The organism is Xanthobacter sp. SG618, assembly GCF_012932745.1.
In the GTDB taxonomy this organism is placed as follows: Bacteria; Pseudomonadota; Alphaproteobacteria; order Rhizobiales; family Xanthobacteraceae; genus Xanthobacter; species Xanthobacter flavus.
The window spans coordinates 779,246-802,342 of the sequence record NZ_JABBHL010000002.1; the positions used below are offsets into that span (position 1 = coordinate 779,246).

The following is a 23,097-nucleotide window of genomic DNA, read 5'->3' on the forward strand; positions in this document are numbered from 1 at the left end:
CCCTTGATTGTGCATTGCGCAATTGACCTATCCTTGCCCCGGAACCGGGCCAAGGCAACGCCTGATTACGAAAGCCGGGATCGGCCCGGATCAGGTGCCGCGCCGCAAATGGTGCGGCGCATGCGCCTTGATACGGCATCCGCCGCCGCGGTCGATCCGACTTTCGCCGTGAGGGGAGAGGGCCGGAGTCAGCCGTCAGGGCGCTTCGCCCTGCACCTCGGCGAGGCGCGCGGCGAGCTCCTCGAGGTTCTCCCGCATATGAACGCAGGCCGAGACTGCCGAGAACAGGGCCGTCAGCGTCTCCGCGCCCACCGCACCGAAGGCGCCCTGGGCGTTCAGCTCCTCCACCCGCGCCTCCAGCGCCGCCACCGCCGCGCTTGCCGCATCGGCGCGGGTGGCGAGGTCGGCAACGGGCTGGCCGTCCAGCCGGTCGGCGATGGCCGACATCTGGGCGGAGAGTGCCGTCGTCGCGGCCGTCAGTGTGGCGGAGACGAGGCCGGCGACGGGCTCGTCCAGCGGCCGGTCGGCGTTGCGCAGCAGGATGATGGCGGAATGCCACAGCCGCCGGGCGCCGCGCACCACGGGCGCGGGATCGGTCTGGGTGGTCAGCCGCCCGGCCTGCTCAGCCCGCACCTCCACGAGGCGCAGGTCCGCCGCACGCAAAGCGAGGCGTGCCCCGCCGTTGAGCCGGTCGATGACCGAAGGGTCGATCCCTTGCCCGAGCAGCCCGCCCCGCCCGAGGTCCAGCAACTGGGCGGTCAGCCGCAGCGCCTTGGCGCAATAGGGAAACATCTTGCCGAGCGCGCGTTCCGGCAGGATGAGGATGGCGCACAACAGGCCCACCACCCCGCCCAACGCGATTTCCGCCACCCGCGTGAGCCCCGACAGCCACGGCGCGACATCGCCGGGATGGGCCAGCATGACGATGACCACCGTGACAGGCGCCAGCTTGAAGCTGGTCGAGCGCGCCGCGAGCGCCGCCGCGATGAACAGCGCCACCGAGAGCACGAGCAGGGTCTCGAGCGGCGACTTGCCGGCCAGCATGGCCCCGGCCACGCCGACGACGCCGCCCGCCAGCGTGCCCAGCGCCCGGTCGATGGCGACCGACAGGCTGGCGCCCAGCGTCGCCTGCACCACCAGCACCGCGGTCAGCACCGCCCAATAGCCATTGGGCAGGGCAAACTGCTCCGCCAGCAGATAGGTGACGATGCCGGCGATGGTGGCGCGAAGCGCGAGCTTGAGGTGGGCGAGGGCGATGACCTTGCTCAGCCGATCGCGCAGCGTGGGAACGCCGGATGCGGCTTCCGGCGTTGCATCCTCGGGCGCGACCTCAGAAGGCCCGGCGGCCGGGGATGCAGCCGGTGGCGGTTCAGCCGGGGAAGTGGGCTGGCGCGGCATGGGAAATCTCGGCCGGTCCGGACGCCGGATCGGATGGCGACGTGTCCTCGCTGTCTAACCGAAGGCGGCCGGCGCCACCAGCCGAACGGTGGACGGGCGCGCCCGGCGCTTGCCATTCCCGCCGGAAAGCCCGATGTGAACTTGAAACGGGAGACCCCATGCTGCGGCGCATCTACCATATCGTTCTGGATGCGTTCTGGACCTTCTCCGCCGATGACGGCTGGGCGATCGCCAGCCATATCGCCCTCTCGGCGCTCATGTCCCTGTTCCCGTTCCTGATCTTCGTCACCGCGCTGGCCGGCTTTCTCGACCTTCGGCCGCTGGCGCAGGAGACCATTCAGCTCATTCTGGAGACCTGGCCGGAGCAGGTGGCCGGTCCCATCTCCCGCGAGATCTACAACGTGGTGAACCAGGTGCGCACCGATGTGCTCACCTACGGCGTGGTGCTCGCCCTCTATTTCTCCTCCAACGGCGTCGAGAGCCTGCGCATCGGCCTCAACCGGGCCTATGGCATGAAGGAGATGCGCTCCTGGTACTGGCTGCGGCTGGAATCCATCGGCTACGTGCTGATCGCTTCCGTCGCCATGCTGGCGCTGTCGTTCCTCGTGGTGCTCGGGCCGCTGCTGTGGCAGACGGCGGTGGCGCAGGTGCCCGCGCTGAAGCGGTTTTCGGGCACCATCACCGTGCTGCGCTTCGGCGCCACGTCCATCATTCTCGTGGTGTCGCTGCTGGTGGCGCATCTGTGGCTTCCGGCGGGACGGCGCAAGCTCGCCGAGGTGGCGCCCGGCATTCTGGTGACGCTGGTCATGTGGCTGGTGGCGGCCACCGCCTTCGGCTTCTATCTGGCGGAATTTCCGGCCAACTACGTCACCACCTATGCCGGCCTCGCCTCGGTGATGATCGCGCTGGTCTTCCTCTACCTCACCGCCTCCATCTTCGTGTTCGGCGGCGAACTCAACGCCGCCATCAAGCGCGCCTTCGCGCCCGAGCCCTCCCACGACGAGGCCGAGGCGATGAAGGCGGTGTCCTGAGGTGGCGATGCGGGCGCTCCTCCCCGAGCCGCGGCCCGACGGCCGCCAGTCGGAGACCGCCCGGGCGGTCCAGCGCGGGGTGCTGCGTCATCTGGCGCTGGCGGGCATGGCCGGGCTGCCGGAATTCTCGCTGGTGAGCGGACGGCGGGCCGACATCCTCGCCATGGGGCCGAAGGGCGAGATCACCATCATCGAGATCAAGTCGTCGGTGACGGACTTCCGCACCGACGCCAAGTGGCACGAATACCGGGATTTCTGCGACCGGCTGATGTTCGCGGTGCCGGTGGACTTCCCGGTGGAGATCCTGCCCGAGGAGACCGGCCTGTTCGTCGCCGACGCCTTCGGCGCCGAATGCCTCCGGCCCGCCCCGCTCCATCCCTTGCCGCCGGCCACGCGCAAGGCGCTGACCCTGCGCTTCGCCCGCGCCGCAGCCATGCGCCTCGCCGTGCTCTACGACCCGGACCTGCTGCGGGCGGAGATGTAGGGTCGAATCATCACGGCCGTGGCGCGTCGCGCCAGTCGGCCGGGAGGCCGAAGGCGCTGGAAAAGCCGCGTTCTCCGGCTGATGTCAGCCGCAGCGCCCGGCTGTCCGCCGCGCGGTGAACCCATCGCAGATCCAGCGCCCGATCCAGCAGCGCCGCGCCCAGGCGGCCGGCGAGATGCGGCCGGCGCTCGCTCCAGTCGAGGCAGGTGCGGCAGAGCGGCCGGCGGCTCTGCGCTGCGTGATCGAGAGTGACGCCGAAATCGCAGAAGACGCGGCGGCCCGTGTCCGTCACCAGGCCCGCCCCATCGGTAAGGATCACATGGCCATTGGCACAGAGGCTGTCGGCAAGGGCCACGGCGAGGCGGCCGGCCATATGGTCGTAGCAGGTGCGGGCGAGCCGCAGCGCGGCATCTTTCGGACCGATGGGGTGATGGCGCTTCGGCCCGCCCGCGGCGATGGTCATCAAGGCGTGGAGCGCCTGCGCAACCTCCGCAGAGGCGAGGCGGTAGTAGCGGTGGCGCCCCTGCTTCTCGACCTTGACCAGCTCGGCTTCGGCGAGCCGCGCGAGATGGCCGCTCGTGGTCTGCGGCGTCACACCGGCGCGCTGCGCCAGTTCGCCCGCCGTCAGCGCCTGCCCGCCCATCAAGGCCGAGAGGATGTTGGCACGCGCCACGTCGCCCATGAGGCGGGCGACTTCGGCAACGGTATTTCCCGAAACCATGTTCGACATGCCGGGACGCTAGCCGCCTGAACCACGCCCGTCACCACCGGACGCTTCGGCCACCGCCGAAGCATTCCCGGGACACCGTCCGCTAGAGAGCCCAACCAATGCCCTCGCGAGACCGGATCCTCAATGGCCCAAACACCCCGCTTCGGCACCGAGCTTCTTCTGCTGCTGGTGCTCTCGACCCTCTGGGGCGCGTCCTACACCTTCATCAAGGTCGGCGTGGAAACCATCCCGCCTTTGACCTTCATCGCCGCCCGGACGCTGATCGCCGGCGGCCTGCTTGCCGCCATCCTCCGGGCGCGCGGCATGCGCCTGCCGGGCGATCGGGCCAGCTGGGCACGCTTCCTGTTTCAGGCCGGATTGAACAGTGTCGTGCCCTTCACCCTGATCGCCTGGGCCGAGCAGACCGTGGACGCGGGCGTCGCCACCATCCTGAACGCCACCTCACCCATCTTCGCCTTCCTGCTGACGGCCCTCGCGACCCGGCATGAGGCCGTGACCGCCCGCAAGCTGTTGGGCGTTACGGCGGGTCTGGCAGGGACAGGCTTCATCGTCGGGTTCGAGGCGCTGGAGGGGATTGGCCAGCAAGTGTGGGCTCAGCTCGCCATCGTCGCGGCCACGGTCTGCTATGCCGGCGCCGCCATATTCGGCCGGTCGTTCAAGGGGCTCGACCCCATGGTGCCGGCGGCCGGCTCCCTGCTCTGCGGGGCGGCGGTGCTTCTTCCGGTGAGCATCGCCGTGGACCGGCCCTGGATACTCGCGCCCAGCGCCAGCTCCCTCGTGGCGCTCGGGCTGCTGTCCGTCTTCTCAACGGCGCTGGGGTTCGTCATCTATTTCCGGCTGGTACGGACGCTCGGCTCCATCGGCACCACGGCGCAGGCCTATCTCAGGGTGCCCATCGGCGTGGCCATCGGCATCCTGTGCCTTGGCGAGCGGCTGGCGCCCGATGCCTGGATCGGGCTTGCCTGCGTGGTTGCGGGTGTCGTCGCGATGACATGGCCGACCCGCAGGAGCGCCTGACGCGCAGGAGAAGGGCCACGGGCGAACCGCTAGCGCGGCGCCCGAACCCCTGTCTGGCGGGCTCCGCTAGCGCGGAGCCCTTTTGGCCAGAATACGCTGCAGGGTGCGGCGGTGCATGGAGAGGCGGCGGGCGGTCTCGGAGACGTTGCGGCCGCACAGCTCGTAGACCCGCTGGATGTGCTCCCAGCGCACCCGATCCGCCGACATGGGGTTCTCGGGCGGGGTCGGCTTGTGGTCGGCATTGGCGAGCAGCGCCGCCACCACGTCGTCCGCATCGGCCGGCTTGGCGAGATAGTCCACGGCGCCGAGCTTCACGGCGGTGACAGCGGTGGCAATGTTGCCGTAGCCGGTGAGCACGATGGCGCGGGCGCCCGGGCGGTTCTTCTTGAGGGCGGAGATGACATCGAGGCCGGTGCCGTCGCCGAGGCGCATGTCCACCACGGCATAAGCCGGGGCCGAGGTCTCGACGCGAGCGAGGCCATCCGCCACCGTCTCGGCGGTGGTCACCTCGAAGCCGCGGGCTTCCATGGCCCGCGCGAGGCGCTGGAGGAAGGACCGATCATCGTCAACGATCAGAACCGACCGGTCGTCCCCCACCTCAGGCATCTCGTTCATCGCGTCTTCCTCAATCCCTGATCGGCAATGCCGGCAAACAAGCACGAGCGATGCGGCTTTTACGCCGATCCGCCCGTAGATTAATCCAATGCGCGTCCCTTTGTCGCGTCTCCATCCACCTCGATCGCCAGCGCCTTGCGTGGCCAGTGGATGCCGATGACCGCGCCGGTGGCCGGCGGGACGCGGTTTTCAAAGGTCAAATTGGCCCCGGTGCGCTCCAGAAGCGTCTTGGCGATGAAGAAGCCAAGACCGAGGCCGCTTTCCGCCTCAAGGTCCGCATCCTGCCGCTCGCGGGCGCGGGAGGTGACGTAGGGCTGGCCGATGCGACCGGAGATTTCCGGCGAGAAACCCGGCCCGTCATCGGCAACAACGATATCGAGGCCCGAAGGGGTCCACTGGGCGCTGATATCCACCCGCGTCGCGGCGAAATCGACCGCATTCTCCACGAGGTTGCCGAGACCGTAGAGCAGCCCGGGATTGCGGGCGATGACCGGGGCGTCGGGATCGTCCTTCACCGACACCGCGATGGTGATGCCGAAATTGCGGTGCGGCTCCACCACCTCCTCCAGCAGCAGAGCGAGGGGCATGCGATCGAACGGCGCGTCGCCGGATCTCAGCGAGGTCAGCGTCTGCAGGATGTCTCGACAGCGCGCGACCTGGTCGCGCAGCAGTGCCACGTCCTCGCTATAGGGGCTGTTGTCGCCGATGGAGCGGTGCATCTCCTTCACCACGAGGGCGATGGTGGAGAGGGGCGTGCCCAATTCGTGGGCAGCAGCGGCGGCGAGGCCATCGATGGCCGTGAGGTGCTGCTCGCGGGCCAGGACCAGCTCCGTGGCGGCCAGAGCATCGGCGAGTTCCCGCGCCTCCTCGGCCACGCGCCACGCATGCATGCCGATGAACCCCACCGCCACCGACAGGGACACCCAGATACCGGCGAGGTAAAGATCCGGCAGCATCGGCACATCCGCGCCGGCCCATGGCAGCGGCCGGGTCCACAGGCCGACCGCGCCGGCACAGGCCACCGCGAGGATTCCGAGCATCACCGTCGTGCTCCAGGCGAGCGCGGTAGCGGAGATCATCACCGGCGCGAGATAGAGCAGCACGAACGGGTTCTTCAGCCCGCCCGTCAGGTATAGCAATGCCGTAAGCTGGAGCACGTCATAGGCCAGCAGCGGGCCTGCGGCGGCGTCACCAAGCCGCCGGGCGACCGGATACTTGACCCGCAGGAGCACGTTCACCAGCGCGGAGAGGCCCACCACGGCGAGGCAGGAGGTCAGCGGCAGGGGGAAACCGAGGCCGAGATTGACCACGACCAGCGCCGCAATTTGGCCGGAAATGGCCAGCCAGCGCAGGCGAATCAGGGTGTCGAGGCGCAGGCCGAACGATCTGCCATGGGGCGGCGTTACAAAGGCGGTGGTCATGGAGTAGCGATTCCGGTGTCCCGATGTGTGGAAGCGAGCCTCACGAAAGGGAATAGTGACCCTACTGCCATAGCAGCGGAACAATAGCGGTCTATGTCTTTTGTCGGCATTGACCAACCTTGGAAGTCGGCTCACGCTTGCGTCAACGTGCCGCCTTTCTAGGCAGCCAGCAATGGTGAGGACCACTCATGGCAATCGGCGAGTTCGCAAGTGCCACCCGGCTGCCGCGGCAAGGCGACATCGGTCTCTCGACTCCGCTCTACTGGATGTACGAGATGGGATACGCTGCGCTTAACCCATCCCGGGCCATGGCGGACGCCAGCCGTCTGTTCCTGAAAAACCCGATCAACCCCGTCTCGCATACCACCATCGGCAAGTCCATGGCGGCGGCCTGCGAGCTGTTCGAGCGCACCACCCGCCGCTACGGCAAGCCGGACTGGGGCATCACCCACACCTCGGCCGGCGGCCAGACCGTGCCGATCCACGTCAACACCGTGTGGGAGCGGCCGTTCTGCCGCCTGCTGCACTTCGAGCGCGCGTTCGAATATCCGCCGCGCCGCCCGCAGCCGCGCCTGCTCATCGTTGCCCCGGTGTCCGGCCACCACGCCACGCTGCTGCGCGGCACGGTGGAGGCGATGCTGCCCACCCACGACGTCTACGTGACCGACTGGATCGATGCGAAGCTGGTGCCCATGTCCGAAGGCCGCTTCAGCCTGTCGGACTATGTGGATTACCTCATCTCCATCTTCCACCGCATGGGCGGCAACTGCCACGTCATGGCCGTGTGCCAGCCGGCCGTGCCGGTGATGATGGCCATCGCCCGCATGGAGGCGGAGGAAGACCCCTTCGTTCCCCGCTCCATGGTGCTCATGGGCGGCCCCATCGACACCCGCGAGGCCCCCACCGCGGTGAACACGCTGGCCCAGGACCGCGGCATCGAATGGTTCCGCCGCAACGTCATCACCACCGTGCCCTGGCCGCACCCCGGCGCCCTGCGGGAGGTCTATCCCGGCTTCCTGCAGCTCAACGGCTTCATGTCCATGAACCTGGACCGGCACCTGCAGGCCCATTGGGACCTGTTCCGGCACCTGGTGCAGGGCGACGGCGACTCGGCGGAGAAGCACCGGGATTTCTACGACGAGTACCTCGCCGTCATGGACCTGACCGCGGATTTCTACCTGGAAACCGTGGAGAATGTCTTCATCACCCATGCCCTCCCCAAGGGCGAAATCATGCATCACTCCCAGGTGGTGAAGCCGGATGCCATCCACCGCGTGGCGCTGATGACGGTGGAAGGCGAGAAGGACGACATCTCCGGCATCGGCCAGACCAAGGCCGCGCACAAACTCTGTCCCCGGATCCCCGAGGACATGCGGGCCCATTGGGAACAGCCGGGCGTCGGCCATTACGGCGTCTTCAACGGCTCGCGCTTCCGTTCCGAGATCGCGCCGCGCATTTCCGACTTCATCCTCTCGCAGGAATTCCGCAAGGATGGCCGCGCCCGCCCCATGCCGGACCGCCCGGCGCCGGTGGCCGCGGGGGAGGAAGAGCCGGACGTGTTCGCCCTCAACAAGAATGTGACTGCGCTTTATCCCCGGATTGCGCCGAATTAGTACTGGCGGCGCGGCGAAATTCTTGGGAAGATGCCGGAGGTAACTTTGCCCCGGCTGCCCAATGCTGTTTCGCCGCCAGACTCGCAATGAGGACCGCAAATCGTCGCTCCCGCCCAGCGCGGAGACGATCGAGTTGTTGCTCGACGACGAGTTGCTGCGCGTCATGGTCCGGCGCCATCCGCAGGCGCGCCGGCTGACGCTTCGGGTTCGCGCGACCTCCCGCGATGTCACCCTCACCGCACCGCCCCATGTGGCGCTTTCCTTCGCCCGCGCTTTCGTGGAGAGGCATCGCGAATGGGTGCGGGTCCGCCTCGTGCGCCTGCCGGAGGCGGTGCCCTTCGCGGATGGGGCTGTCATTCCCCTGCGCGGCGAACCCCACCGCATCATCCACCGCCCCGACGCACGCGGAACCGTCTGGATCGAGCCGGCGGTCCGCGGAATGCCTTCCCTCTGCGTGGCCGGCGAGGCGCCGTATATGGCGCGCCGCGTGCAGGATTTCCTGAAGAAGGAGGCCCGGCGCGACCTCGCTGCCGCGGTCAAGCACTACACCCAGGCGCTCGGGGTCGAGGTCGGACGGCTCACGCTGCGCGACACGGCGAGCCGCTGGGGCTCCTGCTCGGCGCGCGGCGACCTCTCCTTCTCGTGGCGGCTGATCCTCGCACCGGCCTTCGTGCTGGATTATCTCGCGGCCCACGAGGTGGCGCACCGCTTGGAGATGAACCACGGGGTGCGCTTCTGGCGGCTGGTGGAGCAGGTCTGCCCCAACCGCAAGGAGGCGGAGGCGTGGCTGAGGCGCCACGGCTCCGAGCTCCATCGCTACGGCGAAGGCTGAGCTTCGCGGTGCCTCAGAGGGCCTTCTTGCGGCCGAGGCTGAACGCGCCGGGGCCGGCGGCGAAGTAGAACAGGAAGCCACCGATGATGGCGACATTCTTGAAGAAATGGATCTGCTGCCCGGCCTGAGCGGCCTCGGGGAACGTCCAGAACAGGTGCGACAAAAGGGTCGCGACCACGGTGAAGCCGGCAAGCCAGATCGCGGTGAAGCGCGGCCACAGCCCGGCGATGAGGAGCAGGCCACCAATCACCTCGGTCGCTGCGGCGAGTCCCCCGAACACCATCGGCGCCGGAACTCCCTTGGCAGCGAGGGAGCCCGCAAATCCGGCCAGATTGCCGAGCTTGCCGATTCCCGCCGGCAGAAACAGAGCGGCGATGCAAAGTCGGCCCACCAGAAGGGCGAGATCATCAAGGCTACGCAAGTCGTCCTCCAACGCACACTTCCCGGAGCGGAAGCCGAAGAGTGTTTGATACCGCCGACGCTGCACTGCAACATCGGACAGGGAGGTTTCAGGACACTATTGCGTGTGGTCCCGCCCCGCCTGCTCGGCGGCGGCGAACATCAAACGGGCCGCCACGGGGAGCGCAACCGAGAGCCCGGCAAAGCGGAAAAGATGGTGCGCGCTCATGAAAGCCGGGTCATAGCCCATGGCGAAGCCGAGGGCTGTCATGGCCTCCAGCGCTCCCGGCGCGAAAGCGGTGACCAGCTTGCCGAGATCATCGCCCGTCAGCCATGCGGCCAGCAAAGCGAACAGGGTCGAGATCGCCACCGCCACCAGGAAGGCCCCCAGCGAGGCGAGCACATAGGCCCGGATGGTCGAAAGCGAGGTACCGATGAAGCGCACGCCCACGCTTCCCCCCAGCACCACGAAGGCCGGGATGAGCAGTTCCGCCGGCAGCACGGCGGTGGACAGGCGCGTGGCATGGAGCACGGCGCTGCCGGCGAGCGCGCCGAGGATGAGGCCGCCCGGCAGCTTCAGCCGCGCCGCGAGCAGTGCCGCGGCGGTGCAGACGCCGAACAGGACGACGATCTCGCCGAGGGTCGAGACATGGGGTGGCGGCGGCACGCCGCCCGCCGTCATGCCCAGCGCCGCCAGCACGTTGGGCAAAGCCGCCACCAGCAGGAACAGCCGCAGCGTCTGGGCGAAGGCGACCTGTCGCAGGTCCGCATTGGTGTCCGCCGCCATGGCGACCACGGTGCCGAAGGCGCCGGGCGCGGAGGCCCAGAAGGCGCTTTCCCGGCTCCAGCCGGCCACCCGGGTAAGGAAGAGGGTGCCGCCCGCCATGGTGCCGAGCACGCTGGCGCCGAGGCAGGCCATGCTCACCGGCCAGGTGGCGGCGCGGGCGAAGGTCTCCGGCGTCAGCATGGTGCCCATGGAGGTCCCGAGCACCACGAAGGCGAGGAAGCGCAGCCATTCCGGCACGTCGATGCGCATGCCCGCCAGCGCAAGGCCGATGCAGGCGACCAGCGAGCCCGAGATCCACGCCGCCGGCAGGCCGAGGAGCGCGAAGATCAGCCCGCCGAGGGCGCCGGCCCCCAGCGTCACCGCCGCCGAGGCAGCGGAGCGCATCCTGAAGGGCAAGCCCCTCACGCGGCGTCCGATCCCACAGGCCCGGTCCGCTCCAGCCAGGCGACGAGCCGCCGGCTCGCCTCGGCGAGCTGCGCATCGCCGCGCGCGAAGCACAGGCGCATGAAGCCCTCGCCGCCGTGGCCGAAGGCGGTTCCGGGGGCGAGGCCCACATTGGCCTCGTCCACCAAAGTGAGGCCCAGGCTGCGCACGTCGCGCCGGCCCTCGATGCCGAAGAACAGATAGAAGGCGCCGGGCGGCTTCACGAGGTCCACGCGCCCGGTAGCGAGCAGCGCATCGCCCACGAGATCGCGGCCGCGCCGGGCGCGGGCGATCTGCTCGGCGACGAAGGGCTCGCCCTGATCCAGCGCCGCGATGGCACCCCGCTGCATGAAAGCGGCGACGCCGGAGGTTGAATACTGGATGAGGTTCTCGATGATCTGGCCGAGGCGCGGGTGCGCCTCCAGCCAGCCGATACGCCAGCCGGTCATCGCCCAGTTCTTGGAGAAGGTCTGGACGAAGAGGATGTGGTCCTCCTCGTCCATGATGTCGTGGAAGGACGGTGCCCGCGCCTCTTCGCCGTAATAGAAACGGCCATAGATCTCGTCGGCGATGATCCACAGACCGTGGCGGCGGGCGAGGGACAGCACCGCCTTCAGATCGTCCAGCGTCGCCACGAAGCCGGTGGGATTGGCTGGCGTGTTCAAGAAGATGGCGCGGGTGGAGGGCGTCACCGCCGCAGCCAGCCGGTCGTGGTCGAGGGTGAAGCCCTCCGGCCCGTAATTGAAGGGCACATAGACGGCGCGCGCGCCGGCCTTCTGCGCCGCCGCCGCGGCGTTGGGCCAGGTGGGGGAGGGAATGATCACCTCGTCCCCGGCCCCGGCCACAAGGGCCATGGCCACATGGATGGCCTGCATCCCCGATCCGGTGACGAAATAGCGCTCCGGCGCTTCCGGCACGCCATAGAGCCCGCTCATGTAGCGGGCGATCGCGGCGCGCAGCTCCGGCAGGCCGCGCTGCCAGGTGTAGAAGGTCTCGCCCGCGTGGAGGGCGGATGCGGCCGCCTCGCAGATGAAGGGCGGGGTGGGCGCGTCGCCCTCGCCGGCCCACAGCGGGATCATGCCGGGCCGATCGCGGCCGTAATTCATCACCTCGACGATGCCGCTCTCAGGCAGCGCGCGCACGTGCTCGCGCACACGCTCCAGATAGGGATCCTCCACGGGCAAGGCGGGAACGGGCGCAGCAGGGGACATCATGACTTGCTCGCGGGCACGAAGCGGGGTGGCGGCGCGGAGGGAAATCGGCGGGTGCGCCGGCGCGACTTATAGAGCCTCGGCGCGCCCGTGCGCCATCAAATGAAGTGGCGATCCGATCAGTCCCGGTGATGAATCGCGCCTCCCGTTGCGGCATTGCACGGATGCAATGGCATCTTGCGAAGCGGGGCCGTTGCCGGTGCGGGGGTGGAGTTCTACGTCCTCAGCACCACACGCGCACCTTCGCGCCTTCGCCGGTTCAAACAGGATGCCCCCCATGTCGCAGACCGTCACCCCGGCCATCGATGCCGCCGCCATCGACCGCCTGTTCCTTTCCGCCCGCACCCAGAATGGCTGGACCGATGCCCCGGTCAGCGAAGCGGAAGTCCGCGCCCTCTATGATCTGGTGAAGTACGGCCCCACCTCCGCCAACACCCAGCCGGCCCGCTACGTGTTCCTCACCACCCCGGAAGCCAAGGAGCGCCTGCGCCCTGCCCTGCCGGAGAGCAACCACAAGATCCTCGCCGCGCCGGTGGTGGCCATCATCGGCTACGCCCTCGACTTCCACGACAAGATCCCCGAGCTGTTTCCGCACTACCCGCAGTTCCGCGACCTGTTCGTCAACAATCCGGGGATGATCGAGCCCCACGCCTTCCGCAATTCCTCGCTGCAGGGCGCCTATCTCATCCTCGCCGCCCGCGCGCTCGGCCTCGATGTCGGCCCCGTCTCCGGCTTCGACGCGGCGAAGGTGGATGCTGAATTCTTCCCCGGCGGCACCACCAAGACCAATTTCATCGCCGCCATCGGCCATGGCGATGCCTCCAAGGTGATGCCCCGCCTGCCGCGCCTCGCCTTCGACGACGCCGCGCAGATCCTCTGATCGCCCCTCCAGAATAAAAAGGGCGCCCCTCGGGGCGCCCTTTCTTTTTGGACCAAAGGCCTCAGTTAAGGCCGATGGTGGTGAGGTCCTGGAACCAGTGCTGGGCCTGCACGAAGCTCTTCACCTTGGGGGAGAGGGCATGCGGGTTCACGTCGTGCACCACCCAGACCAGAACGGCGTCGTCCACCACCTGCTGGTGGACCTGGGCGAGCAATTCGTCCTGCTTCTTGGTGTCGAAGGTGCGCTTCGCCTCGTCGATGAGGGCGTCCACCTTGGGGTTCGAGTAATAGCCCCAGTTTACGCCCACCGGCGCCACCTGCCGCGAATCGAAGAAGCGGATGAGGGCGTAGAGCGGGTCGGAGGTGACATAGGCGATGTTGTTCGAGGTGATGCCCTCGTTCATCGGGTCCTTCGCCCCCTTGCGCCAAGCGGTGTAGAGCGCTTCCAGCTCCACCACCTTGAACTCCACGTCGATGCCGATCTCCTTGAAGCTCGCCTGCAGGAACTCGTTCATGGGCAGAGACAGCATCTGTCCGGTGCCGCCGGCGGCGATGATGAAGGTGGCCTTGAGCGGCTTCTCCTTGGAGTAGCCCGCCTCCTGCACCAGCTTCTTGGCGGCCTCGGGATCATACTTGAGGTCGAAGGTGGGCTTGCCGAACCACGGGCTGGTCTTGTCCACCTGCCCCTTGGCCGGCTGGGCGAGGCCGTTCATCAGCTCCACCACGCCGTCGCGATCCACCGCAAGGTTCAGCGCCTTGCGCAGGCGGATGTCGGCCCAGGGCGAGCCGGGCAGCACGGAGAGGTGGTAGTTCCACACGTGGGGCGTGACGTTGGTCACGATCTTCATGCCCGCGGACTTCAGCTGCGGCACGGCGTCGGGCGCGGGGGTCTCGATGAGGTCCACCTGCCCGGCGAGCAGCGCGTTGGTGCGAGTCAGCGCCTCCGGCATGGGGATGAGGATCATCCGGTCGGTCTTGGGCAGGCGGGACTTGTCCCAGTAGTCGGGGTTCTTGACCAGCTCCAGCCGCTCGCGCGGCACCAGCTTGTCCTGCTTGAAGGGGCCCGTACCCGAGGGGTTCTGGGCAAACTTGTCCCAGTCCTTGCCGAGCTTCTCGTACTGGGCCGGGCTCGACACCAGGAACCAGAGCATCTGGTAGGGAAAGAACGAATCCACGTCCTTGGTGGTGATCTCCACCGTCATGTCGTCCACCTTGCGCCAGGAGGCGATGGACGGCAGGCGGGTCTTCACCTGGGCGGACTGGCGCTTGTCGAACTGGGGCGCCTTCTCGTCCAGCACCTTGTCGAGGTTCCACACCACGGCATCGGCATTGAAGTCCGAGCCGTCGTGGAACTTCACGCCCTTGCGCAGCGTGAACAGCCACTTCTTGGGATCGGCCGGATCGACCTTCCATTCGGTGGCGAGGCCGGGCACCAGCTTGCCGGGCCGGTCAGACACGTTCATCTCCCAGGCGACCAGCGGGTCGTACAGGGTGTAGCCGGTGAATTGATAGGCACCTGCCCCACGATCAGGCTGGCCCGTGGTCTGCGGAATGTCCGCCATGGAGATGCCATAGCGGACCACGCTCTCGGCGCCGGCCGGTGCCGCCCCGGCAAGACCGAGGAAAAGCGCGGCGGCAAGAGAGGTTCGAAGCGTCCGGAAACGCAGCATCTATCGTCCTTCCGTGAGTAAGCCCCACGGAAGGAAGGCAAGAGATATGCCGTATGCTTCGCTTTGCGAAACGGGCGTCAGCGGTTGCGGCGGGGCGGCCTGTTCGAGGATTTGCCGGAGGACTTGCCCCAGTTGAACACGCGGTGGGGGAACACCTCTCCGTTCTCGCCGTCGCCGATGGCGATGAGCGCGCCCTGGCAGGACACCGCCACATGGCCCTCAACGATGGGGGCGTCGCGGCCGCGCAGGATGATGCTCTGGCCGCAGCGCAGACGATGGGCCTCCTGCGGCGTCACGTTGAGCTGGGGAATCTCCTCCAGCGCCACCGCCACAGGATCGAGCGCATCCATCAGCGCCTCTTCACTGGCCTCGGCGCGGTCACGCAGCTCATCGAGGGGCACGAGGCGCTCCTCCAGGAACGGCCCGACGCAGGCGCGGCGCAGCTGGCAGATATGGCCGCGCGAGCCGAGCATGCGACCGAGGTCACGGGCGATGGCGCGCACATAGGTGCCCTTGCCGCATTCGGCTTCCAGCACCGCATGGTCGGCGTCCGGGCGCTCCATGAGGTCGATGCGGAAGATGGTGACGGGGCGCGCCTCCAGCTTCACCTCCTCACCCTCGCGGGCCAGGTCATAGGCGCGCTCGCCGCCGATCTTCAGCGCCGAATAGGCCGGCGGCACCTGCATGATCTCGCCGCGGAAGGTGGGCAGGGCCGCGATGATCTCGTCGTCCGAGGGGCGCAGGTCCGAGGTCTCGACCGCCTTGCCCTCGGAATCGTCCGTGTCGGTCTCGACGCCGAAGCGCACGGTGAAGCGGTAGGTCTTGCGGCCATCCATCACGTAAGGAACGGTCTTGGTGGCCTCGCCGAAGGCGATGGGCAGGCAGCCGGAGGCCAGCGGGTCGAGGGTGCCGGCGTGGCCCGCCTTCTTCGCCCCGAAGATGCGCTTCACCACCGCCACCGCCTGGGTGGAGGTCATGCCGGTGGGCTTGTCCAGCAGCACCCATCCGTCGAGGTCGCGCTTGGGCGCGCGGGGGCGGTTGTCCTGCTCGCGGCTGGGGCGGGGGGCGTCGCCGCTGTGGGGCGCTTCGACCGCTTCAGCAGCGACGGCGGTGTCGACAACGGATTCAACGATGGGCTCGGCGGCGGCTTCAGCCGCGGCTTCGGCAGTGGCTCGGACGGTCATTCGGCGTCGGTCTCTTTGTCGGTCGGATTCTGGTCGGGCGCATCCTCGCCATCGAGGTCGCGCTGCACCTGGGGGGAGCGCAGGAGAGCATCCATGCGCGCGCCTTCGTCGAAGGACGTATCCTTGCGAAAGCGAAGCTCGGGCACGCTCTTCAGCTCCACCCGCCGCGCCACCTCCCCCCGGAGGCGGCGGGCATTGTCGGCCAGCGCCTTGATGACGGGGGTGATGTCCTTGCCGCCGAGGGGCATGACGTAGCAGGTGGCGATCTTGAGGTCCGGCGACATGCGCACCTCGGGCACCGTGATGATGTGCCCGGCGAGCACCGGATCGATATGGTCGCCGCGGGACAGCACGTCGGCCAGGGCATGGCGGACAAGCTCGCCCACGCGCAGCATGCGCTGGGAGGGGCCGCCTCCCGTGCGGGTGTCGGGTTTCATTTTTTCTTCTGCTTCGTTCGGCGCCGGCAAAGCCGTGGCGCCTTCTCCTCGATTGTGGAGCGGACGGGCTTGGACCGTACCGTTCCGGTTAAGCGTCGACGCCTCCGGCCTTTTCCCGTTCGGGGAAGAGACCGGAGGCGGAAACGTCGAGCATGGCGCCCGTCGTCAGGTCACAGCGAGCGCTGGATCACCTCGACGCGGTAGCACTCGATCACGTCGCCAGCGCGCATGTCCTGGTAGTTCTCGAAGGACATGCCGCAATCCTGGCCGGCGTTCACGGTGTTGACCGCATCCTTGAAGCGGTTGAGCGTCGCGAGCTTGCCTTCGTGGATCACCACGTTGTCGCGGATGAGGCGCACGTGCTGGCCCTTCTCCACGATGCCGTCGGTGACCTGGCAGCCCGCCACCTTGCCCACCTTGGAGACCAGGAATATCTCCTTGATGAGCGCGTTGCCCAGCATGGTCTCGCGGTTGATGGGCGCGAGCAGGCCGCTCATGGCCTTCTTCACGTCATCCACGAGGTCGTAGATGATGTTGTAGTAGCGGATCTCGATACCCGCCCGATCGGCCGCGTCGCGCGCTTCCTTGTTGGCGCGCACGTTGAAGGCGATGATCGCGGCGCCGGAGGTTTCCGCCAGCGTCACGTCGCTTTCGTTGATGCCGCCCGCGCCGGAATGGATGATGCGGGCCTGCACCTCGTCGTTGCCGACCTTCTCCAGCGCGCCGATGATGGCTTCCACCGAACCCGACACGTCGCCCTTGATGATGAGGGGGAATTCCTTCCGCCCCGAAGCCTTCACCTGGCTCATCATCTGCTCCAGCGAGCCGCGGATGGTGGCGGAACGGGCCGCCGCCTTCTCGCGCTTCTGGCGCTGGCGGTAATCGGTGATCTCGCGGGCGCGGGCCTCGTTCTCGACCACGGCGAGACGGTCGCCCGCCTCCGGCGTGCCGTTGAAGCCCAGCACTTCCACCGGGAAGGAGGGGCCTGCCGCGTCCACGGTGGCACCGGTGTCGGAGATGAGGGCGCGCACGCGACCCCACTCGGCGCCGGCCACCACGATGTCACCCACGTGCAGGGTGCCGCGCTGGACGAGAACGGTGGCCACCGGGCCACGGCCGCGATCGAGCTTGGCTTCCACCACGGTGCCTTCGGCGTCGCGGTTCGGATTGGCGCGCAGGTCGAGCAGTTCGGACTGGAGGGCGATCGCCTCCAGAAGCTTATCGAGGTTGAGATGCTCCTTGGCGGAAACCTCCACCTCGAGCGTCTCGCCGCCCATGCTCTCCACCTGCACTTCATACTGAAGCAGTTCGGAGCGCACGCGCTCGGGCTTGGCGCCGGGCTTGTCGATCTTGTTGATCGCCACGATCAGCGGCACCCGCGCCGCGCGGGCGTGGTTGATGGCTTCCACCGTCTGGGGCATCACGCCGTCGTCGGCCGCCACCACCAGCACCACGATGTCCGTCACCTTGGCGCCGCGGGCGCGCATGGCGGTGAAGGCGGCGTGGCCGGGGGTGTCGATGAAGGTGATCTTCGAGCCCGAGGGCGCGGTCACCTGGTAGGCACCGATGTGCTGGGTGATGCCGCCGGCTTCGCCGGACACCACGTTCGCCTTGCGGATGGCGTCGAGCAGCGAGGTCTTGCCGTGGTCAACGTGGCCCATGATGGTCACGACGGCCGGACGCGGCAGCAGGGTCTCGGGGGCGTCCGGGGTGTCGAACAGGCCTTCCTCGACGTCGCTCTCCGACACGCGGCGGACGGTGTGGCCGAGATCCTCGGCGATGAGCTCGGCGGTATCGGCGTCGATCACGTCGGTGATCTTCACCATCTGCCCCTGCTTCATCAGCATGCGGATCACGTCCACGGCCCGCTCCGACATGCGGTTGGCGAGTTCCTGGATGGTGATGGTCTCCGGCAGGATCACCTCGCGGGCGATCTTTTCCTTGCTCTCCTGCTGCCGGTGGCCAGTCATGCGCTGGGTGCGGCGGCGGAACGAGGCGACCGAACGCTGGCGCTCTTCCTCACCCGACTGGGCGGTGACCAGCGTCAGGCGGCCGCGCTGCTTCTCCTGGCCGGCGGGGGCGCGGGGCACCTTGACCGGGGCGACCGGACGCGCGGGACCACGGCGCACGGCGCCGCCGCCACGGCGTTCCTCTTCCTCGCTGCCACCCTCGGCCGGAGCGGTGGTGCCCGCCGGACGGGGGGTGAGCGGACGCGCGGTGGTCGTGCCGGCGGGACGGGCGCTCGTGCCCTGATCCTCGCCGCCGAAGCGCTTGCGCGCTTCCTGCTCGGCCTTGCGCTTCTTGTCTTCTTCCTGGGCGCGGCGGGCCTCGTCCTCGCGCTTGCGGGCCTCGGCGGCCTCACGCTCGGCGCGCTCGGCACGCTCGCGCTCGGCGCGGCGACGGGCTTCCTCCTCGGCCGCGCGGCGCTCTTCGGCCATGCGCTGCTCTTCGACCGCGCGGACGCGGGCGTCGGCAAGCGCGCTGGCGCGGGCGTTGCGCTCTTCCTCGGTCAGGGTACGCAGCACCACGCCGGAACCGCCGGGACGCTGCTGGCCGGGACGGGCCGGACCACCACCACCGGGACGGCGGTCACGATCCGAACCGGGACCACCGGAACGCGGCGGCTGGCCGGGCCGCGAGGGCTGGCCAGGGCGCGACGAGGACTGGCCTGCGGAACCGGGGCGCGAGGTCTGGCCGGACGCGGAACGCGGTCCCTCGGAGGGACGCGCACCGGACGGCGCGGACGGACGGGCCGCGGCGGGAGCAGACGGTGCCGCCGGCTTCGGCGCGGGAGTGGGAGCCGGAGCAGCGGCCACGGGAGCGGCGGGCGCAGCCGCCTCGACCTTGGCAGGAGCCGGCTCGGCCGCGACCGGAGCCGCAGGCGCCGGAGCAGGTGTGGGGGCGGGAGCCGCCGGAGCAGCCGGAGCCTTCGCTTCCACCGGAGCGGCCGGCGCGGGCGCGGCAGCAGCCGGAGCGACAGGAGCGGGAGCGGCCGGAGGCGCAGCAGGCGCCTTCGCTTCCACCGGAGCGGCCGGTGCAGGCGCGGCAGGAGCCGGAGCGGACGGAACGGGAGCAGCCGGTGCGGGGCGGGCGGGAGCCGCCGGAGCGGCAGGCGCCTTCGCCTGTGCAGGCGGGGCAGCCGGAGCCGGCGCCGCTGGCGCGCTCCCGTGGCCTGCCTCACCTGGGGCGATGACGCGGCGCTTCACCTTCTCGACCACGACCGCCTTCGAGCGGCCATGGCTGAAGCTTTGGCGCACCGTTCCCTGCTCCACCGGGCGCTTCAGCGTGAGCGTCTTGCCGGGGGCGGGATGCAGCGTCTTGTCGCCTGGGGTCTTGGTGTCGTTCATTCCGTATCCGTTCCTTGCATCCGGCCGGGGTCATGCGGGAGATCAGCACCATGGCTCAAATCGTTGCCATGGCTGGGGTTTGGACCCTGCCCGAGCGTCTCGCCGATGGACGTACCCGTCCGCCAGCGCGAGAGCCTGTGGCAGCGCTCCAGAAACCCTTTGGCCGTCGGATGCGCGAGCAGCGCCGCATGTACCACATTTGACCGCCCTAACGCCAAGTCCAAATCGATGCCGGGAAAGCAATCGACCACGGCAGCCGCGCGGAAACCGGCAGCCTCGACCTGTCGCAGGAGGGCATTGAGCTTGCGCACCCCGTCCGGGCGCGCGTCACTGGCGTTGAGGACGACCAGCACATCGCCGGTGCCCAGGGCCGCCTCGACCTTGGTGTGCCCCGTCACGACCCGTCCCGCCTTGTTGGCGAGGGAGAGGGCGGCGAGGGCGTCCTTGTAGAGAAGCCGATCCACCAGATCGGCAAGATCGGGTGCAGCCTTGCCGCGGCCCTTGAAGGCGCGGCCAAAGGCCTTTTTCTTCAGCGCCGTTTCGAGATCGGCCCGCGTGGCGCCCACCCAGGCACCGCGGCCGGGGAGCTTACGCGAAAGATCCGGGATGATGGCGCCGTCGGGCGCCATCACGAAACGCAGCATGTCGGCCACCGGCAGCACCCGCCGCGTGGCGAGGCACAGGCGCGACAAGGGTGCCCGCGCCGCAGACAAGCTGCGCGGCCCTCCGTCCGTCTCGTCCTCGTCCAGTATCGCGAGCACCAGTGGTCATCTCCTTAGGCTCAGGCGTCTTCGGCCGGGGCTTCTTCACCCTCGGCTTCAGGCTCGGCCTCGATCCAGCCCGCGGTGACGCGGGCCTGCATGATGAGCGCTTCCGCGTCCTCGCGGGAGAACTCGAATCCGTCCAGCGCGCCGGCATGGCGGATGGTCTCGCCATCCTTACGCTCGCTCCAGCCGATGAGATCGTCAGTGGCGCAGCCGGCGAGGTCCTCGACGGTCTTGATGTCGTTCTCGCCGAAGGCCACCAGCATCTTGGAGGTGACGCCGGGCACGTCCTTCACCTCGTCCTCGACGCCCAGCTCCTTGCGGCGGGCATCGAGCGCCTCTTCCACCTCGGCGAGGTGCTTCAGGGCGCGGGACTGCAGCTCGGCGGCGGTGTCCTCATCGAAGCCTTCGATGGAGGCGAGCTCGGAGATCGGCACGTAGGCGATCTCCTCCACCGAGGTGAAGCCCTCGGAGGTGAGCAGCTGGCCCATCATCTCGTCGAGATCGAGGGCCTCGGAGAACATCTTGGTGCGCTCGGCGAATTCCTTCTGCCGCCGCTCGCTCTCCTCCTGCTCGGTCATGATGTCGATGTCCCAGCCGGTGAGCTGGGTGGCAAGGCGGACGTTCTGGCCGCGGCGGCCGATGGCCAGCGACAGCTGGGCGTCGGGCACAACCACCTCGATGCGCTCGCGATCCTCGTCGAGCACCACCTTCACCACCTCGGCGGGGGCAAGGGCGTTGACGATGAACGTGGCGATGTCCGGGTTCCAGGGGATGATGTCGATCTTCTCGCCCTGCAGCTCGTTCACCACGGCCTGCACGCGCGAGCCGCGCATGCCCACGCAGGCGCCGACGGGGTCCACGGACTGGTCGCGGGAGATGACGGCGATCTTGGCGCGGGAGCCGGGATCGCGGGCCACCGCCTTGATCTCGACGATGCCGTCATAGATCTCGGGCACTTCCTGCGCGAACAGCTTCGCCATGAACTGGGGATGCGTGCGGGAGAGGAAGATCTGCGGGCCGCGCGGCTCGCGACGCACGTCGTAGATGTAGGCGCGGATGCGATCGCCGGTCTTCACCGTCTCGCGCGGCAGGAGTTCGTCGCGGCGCAGGATGCCTTCGCCGCGGCCGAGGTCCACGACCACGTTGCCATACTCGACGCGCTTCACGAGGCCGTTCAGCACGTCGCCGATGCGGTCCTTATACTCGTCATACTGCCGGTCGCGCTCGGCCTCGCGCACCTTCTGCACGATGACCTGCTTCGCGCTCTGCGCAGCGATGCGGCCGAAATCGAAGGGCGGCAGCGTGTCGGCGATGGTGTCGCCCACCTGCGCCGCGGGATTGTGGCGACGGGCGCCATCCAGCGTGATCTCGGTGGCGGTGTTCTCCACCTCGTCCACCACGAGCAGGTGGCGCGCGAGACGCAGCTCGCCGGTGCGCGGATTGATGTCGGCGTGGATGTCCGTCTCCTGGCCGTAGCGCGAGCGCGCGGCCTTGGCGATGGCATCTTCCATGGCGGCGATCACGATGCTGCGGTCGATGGACTTCTCCCGCGCGACCGCATCGGCGATCTGCAGGAGCTCCAGCCGGTTTGCGCTGACGGCGACCATCAGTGCTTCTCCTTCACGCTGCTGGCGTTGGCCGAGGAGGCGGACGTCTCGAGGCCCGCCTTCTTCTTGGCATTGGACTTCTTTCCATCGGGCTTCTTGCCCGCGACCTTGGATTTCTTCGCCTTCTTGCCGGCGACCTTGCCGGTGGCACCCTTGTTGGCGACCGGGCCGCGCGCCGACTTGGCGGGCTGCTCTGCAGGCTCGCCGTCCAGATCGCCCGGCTCGAACGTGTCGTCGGCCTCCAGCGGATCAACCTCGGAATCGAGGAAGTCCTCGGCGTCCTCGTCCAGCTCCTGCCCGGCGGCCTTGGCCGCGCGCAGCGCCTCGCGGATGAGGGCATCAGTGAGCACGAGGCGGGCGTCGTGAATGTCGCGCAGGGGCAGGCGGACGGTGGGCTCCTCGTCGGCGCGCGCATCGGTGCGGCGCACCAGCGCATCGCCGTCCTCGGCACCGGTGAGGATACCGCGGAAGCGCTTGCGGCTGTCCACCGGCACACTCATCTCCACCTTCACCTCATGGCCCGCCCAGCGCACGAAATCGGACAGCCGCACCAGCGGCCGGTCGATGCCGGGAGAGGACATTTCCAGGCGGTAGGCGCTGGCGATGGGGTCTTCCACGTCGAGCACCGGCGAGAGGGCACGCGAGGCGGCCTCGCAATCGTCGATGGACATGGTGCCGTCGGGGCGCTCGGCCATGATCTGCACGGTGCCGCCGTCGCGGTTCGTCACCTTCACGCGCACCAGGCGATAGCCAAGGCCGCCGAGCACGCCGGAAGCGATGGCGGCGACGCGGGCCGCCACTCCGGTCTCGGTGATGAGGCGCGGCTCGTTGGGATCGTCGAGCACGGCGTTGATCTCGGTCATGTCACTCCGGGCGCGGATCGCTTCGCACCGGCTTTTTCGCCGGGCGTCGTCCGCTGGTTCATTTTCCGCCGGGCGCGGCGGCTCGGCACCGGCGCCCGAAATTCATATGGCCATCAGGCCGCGCGGCACCCCGGAGGGCGCATTCCGATGTCGTGGGACACCGGATAAGCAGAAAAGGAGCGGGTCCCGACCGGGGCCCACTCTCATCACCTTCGACTGCGATGGCGCTGAGGCATCCCCATGGGGGACGGCGCTAATATAGACGGAAATGCCGGAGGCGCAAGTCTGCCGTTGCGAACCAGCGGGACCCGCGCCCAGCGCATAGCACGTCCGCCATACCCGAACCCGCCCGCCGCAATTGCGCCGCACGCAGGGTGTTGAA

20 protein-coding genes are annotated in these 23,097 nt (G+C 68.6%); 6 read left to right on the top strand and 14 right to left on the bottom strand.

Annotated elements, in window-relative coordinates; translation table 11 throughout:
* Positions 1 to 195: 195 nt before the first annotated feature.
* Positions 196 to 1,398: an FUSC family protein gene (locus FHT36_RS09030; protein WP_169122117.1), complete on the bottom strand. Its 1,203-nt coding sequence runs from the start codon at positions 1,396 to 1,398 to the stop codon at positions 196 to 198.
* A gap of 158 nt (positions 1,399 to 1,556) precedes the next feature.
* On the opposite strand from FHT36_RS09030, the gene FHT36_RS09035 reads away from it, so the two are divergent.
* Together FHT36_RS09035 and FHT36_RS09040 are read left to right on the top strand one after the other, a co-directional pair.
* Positions 1,557 to 2,429: a YihY/virulence factor BrkB family protein gene (locus FHT36_RS09035; RefSeq protein WP_169122118.1), complete on the top strand. Its 873-nt coding sequence runs from the start codon at positions 1,557 to 1,559 to the stop codon at positions 2,427 to 2,429.
* A 7-nt stretch (positions 2,430 to 2,436) separates the two neighbouring features.
* Positions 2,437 to 2,913 (top strand): MmcB family DNA repair protein, encoded by a 477-nt coding sequence (locus FHT36_RS09040; RefSeq protein ID WP_169122119.1) that lies wholly within the window; start codon positions 2,437 to 2,439, stop codon positions 2,911 to 2,913.
* Between the two features lie 10 nt (positions 2,914 to 2,923).
* On the opposite strand, the gene FHT36_RS09045 is transcribed toward FHT36_RS09040, so the two are convergent.
* Complete coding sequence (locus FHT36_RS09045; RefSeq protein WP_169122120.1) at positions 2,924 to 3,634, bottom strand: helix-turn-helix transcriptional regulator; 711 nt, start codon at positions 3,632 to 3,634, stop codon at positions 2,924 to 2,926.
* A 132-nt stretch (positions 3,635 to 3,766) separates the two neighbouring features.
* Between FHT36_RS09045 and FHT36_RS09050 the strand changes: the two genes are divergently transcribed.
* Positions 3,767 to 4,660: a DMT family transporter gene (locus FHT36_RS09050; protein ID WP_169122121.1), complete on the top strand. Its 894-nt coding sequence runs from the start codon at positions 3,767 to 3,769 to the stop codon at positions 4,658 to 4,660.
* Between the two features lie 66 nt (positions 4,661 to 4,726).
* Here FHT36_RS09050 and FHT36_RS09055 read toward each other — a convergent pair whose 3' ends face one another.
* Positions 4,727 to 5,275 (bottom strand): ActR/PrrA/RegA family redox response regulator transcription factor, encoded by a 549-nt coding sequence (locus FHT36_RS09055; protein WP_169122122.1) that lies wholly within the window; start codon positions 5,273 to 5,275, stop codon positions 4,727 to 4,729.
* 80 nt (positions 5,276 to 5,355) lie between these two features.
* Positions 5,356 to 6,696, bottom strand: coding sequence for an ActS/PrrB/RegB family redox-sensitive histidine kinase (locus FHT36_RS09060; protein ID WP_169122123.1), 1,341 nt, complete (start codon positions 6,694 to 6,696; stop codon positions 5,356 to 5,358).
* A 188-nt stretch (positions 6,697 to 6,884) separates the two neighbouring features.
* Between FHT36_RS09060 and FHT36_RS09065 the strand changes: the two genes are divergently transcribed.
* A complete protein-coding gene (locus FHT36_RS09065; RefSeq protein WP_169122124.1) occupies positions 6,885 to 8,309 on the top strand; it encodes a polyhydroxyalkanoate depolymerase in 1,425 nt (474 codons plus the stop codon).
* A gap of 133 nt (positions 8,310 to 8,442) precedes the next feature.
* Positions 8,443 to 9,141 (top strand): M48 family metallopeptidase, encoded by a 699-nt coding sequence (locus FHT36_RS09070; RefSeq protein WP_246702094.1) that lies wholly within the window; start codon positions 8,443 to 8,445, stop codon positions 9,139 to 9,141.
* 13 nt (positions 9,142 to 9,154) lie between these two features.
* Here the strand turns inward: FHT36_RS09070 and FHT36_RS09075 are convergent, their stop codons facing one another.
* The 3 genes from FHT36_RS09075 to FHT36_RS09085 all read right to left on the bottom strand — a co-directional run bounded on the left by FHT36_RS09075 (position 9,155) and on the right by FHT36_RS09085 (position 11,964).
* Complete coding sequence (locus tag FHT36_RS09075) at positions 9,155 to 9,562, bottom strand: DoxX family protein (protein ID WP_169122126.1); 408 nt, start codon at positions 9,560 to 9,562, stop codon at positions 9,155 to 9,157.
* A gap of 96 nt (positions 9,563 to 9,658) precedes the next feature.
* Positions 9,659 to 10,711 (bottom strand): AbrB family transcriptional regulator, encoded by a 1,053-nt coding sequence (locus tag FHT36_RS09080; protein ID WP_169122127.1) that lies wholly within the window; start codon positions 10,709 to 10,711, stop codon positions 9,659 to 9,661.
* 17 nt (positions 10,712 to 10,728) lie between these two features.
* Positions 10,729 to 11,964 (bottom strand): pyridoxal phosphate-dependent aminotransferase, encoded by a 1,236-nt coding sequence (locus FHT36_RS09085; RefSeq protein ID WP_246702095.1) that lies wholly within the window; start codon positions 11,962 to 11,964, stop codon positions 10,729 to 10,731.
* A gap of 274 nt (positions 11,965 to 12,238) precedes the next feature.
* Here FHT36_RS09085 and FHT36_RS09090 point away from each other — a divergent pair, with 274 nt between their 5' ends.
* Positions 12,239 to 12,841 (top strand): malonic semialdehyde reductase, encoded by a 603-nt coding sequence (locus FHT36_RS09090; protein WP_169122128.1) that lies wholly within the window; start codon positions 12,239 to 12,241, stop codon positions 12,839 to 12,841.
* Positions 12,842 to 12,902: 61 nt separating this feature from the next.
* Here FHT36_RS09090 and FHT36_RS09095 read toward each other — a convergent pair whose 3' ends face one another.
* The 7 genes from FHT36_RS09095 to rimP form a co-directional block, all read right to left on the bottom strand.
* Entirely contained in the window at positions 12,903 to 14,510 is a 1,608-nt protein-coding gene (locus tag FHT36_RS09095) for an ABC transporter substrate-binding protein (protein ID WP_169122129.1), read from the bottom strand.
* Between the two features lie 77 nt (positions 14,511 to 14,587).
* Positions 14,588 to 15,694 carry a tRNA pseudouridine(55) synthase TruB gene (gene truB / locus FHT36_RS09100; RefSeq protein WP_169122130.1) on the bottom strand — a complete coding sequence of 369 codons (1,107 nt, stop codon included), beginning with the start codon at positions 15,692 to 15,694 and terminating at the stop codon, positions 14,588 to 14,590.
* Complete coding sequence (rbfA, locus tag FHT36_RS09105; RefSeq protein WP_169122131.1) at positions 15,691 to 16,131, bottom strand: 30S ribosome-binding factor RbfA; 441 nt, start codon at positions 16,129 to 16,131, stop codon at positions 15,691 to 15,693. Before rbfA ends, truB begins: the two co-directional genes overlap by 4 nt.
* A gap of 170 nt (positions 16,132 to 16,301) precedes the next feature.
* Positions 16,302 to 19,478 carry a translation initiation factor IF-2 gene (gene infB / locus FHT36_RS09110; RefSeq protein ID WP_169122132.1) on the bottom strand — a complete coding sequence of 1,059 codons (3,177 nt, stop codon included), beginning with the start codon at positions 19,476 to 19,478 and terminating at the stop codon, positions 16,302 to 16,304.
* The gene (locus FHT36_RS09115) at positions 19,475 to 20,239 is read right to left on the bottom strand and encodes an RNA-binding protein (protein ID WP_229645151.1); all 765 of its coding nucleotides are present in this window, start codon (positions 20,237 to 20,239) and stop codon (positions 19,475 to 19,477) included. Before FHT36_RS09115 ends, infB begins: the two co-directional genes overlap by 4 nt.
* Positions 20,240 to 20,259: 20 nt before the next feature.
* The gene (nusA, locus tag FHT36_RS09120; protein ID WP_169122133.1) at positions 20,260 to 21,852 is read right to left on the bottom strand and encodes a transcription termination factor NusA; all 1,593 of its coding nucleotides are present in this window, start codon (positions 21,850 to 21,852) and stop codon (positions 20,260 to 20,262) included.
* Entirely contained in the window at positions 21,852 to 22,715 is an 864-nt protein-coding gene (gene rimP / locus FHT36_RS09125; protein WP_169122134.1) for a ribosome maturation factor RimP, read from the bottom strand. Before rimP ends, nusA begins: the two co-directional genes overlap by 1 nt.
* Between the last annotated feature and the right edge of the window lie 382 nt (positions 22,716 to 23,097).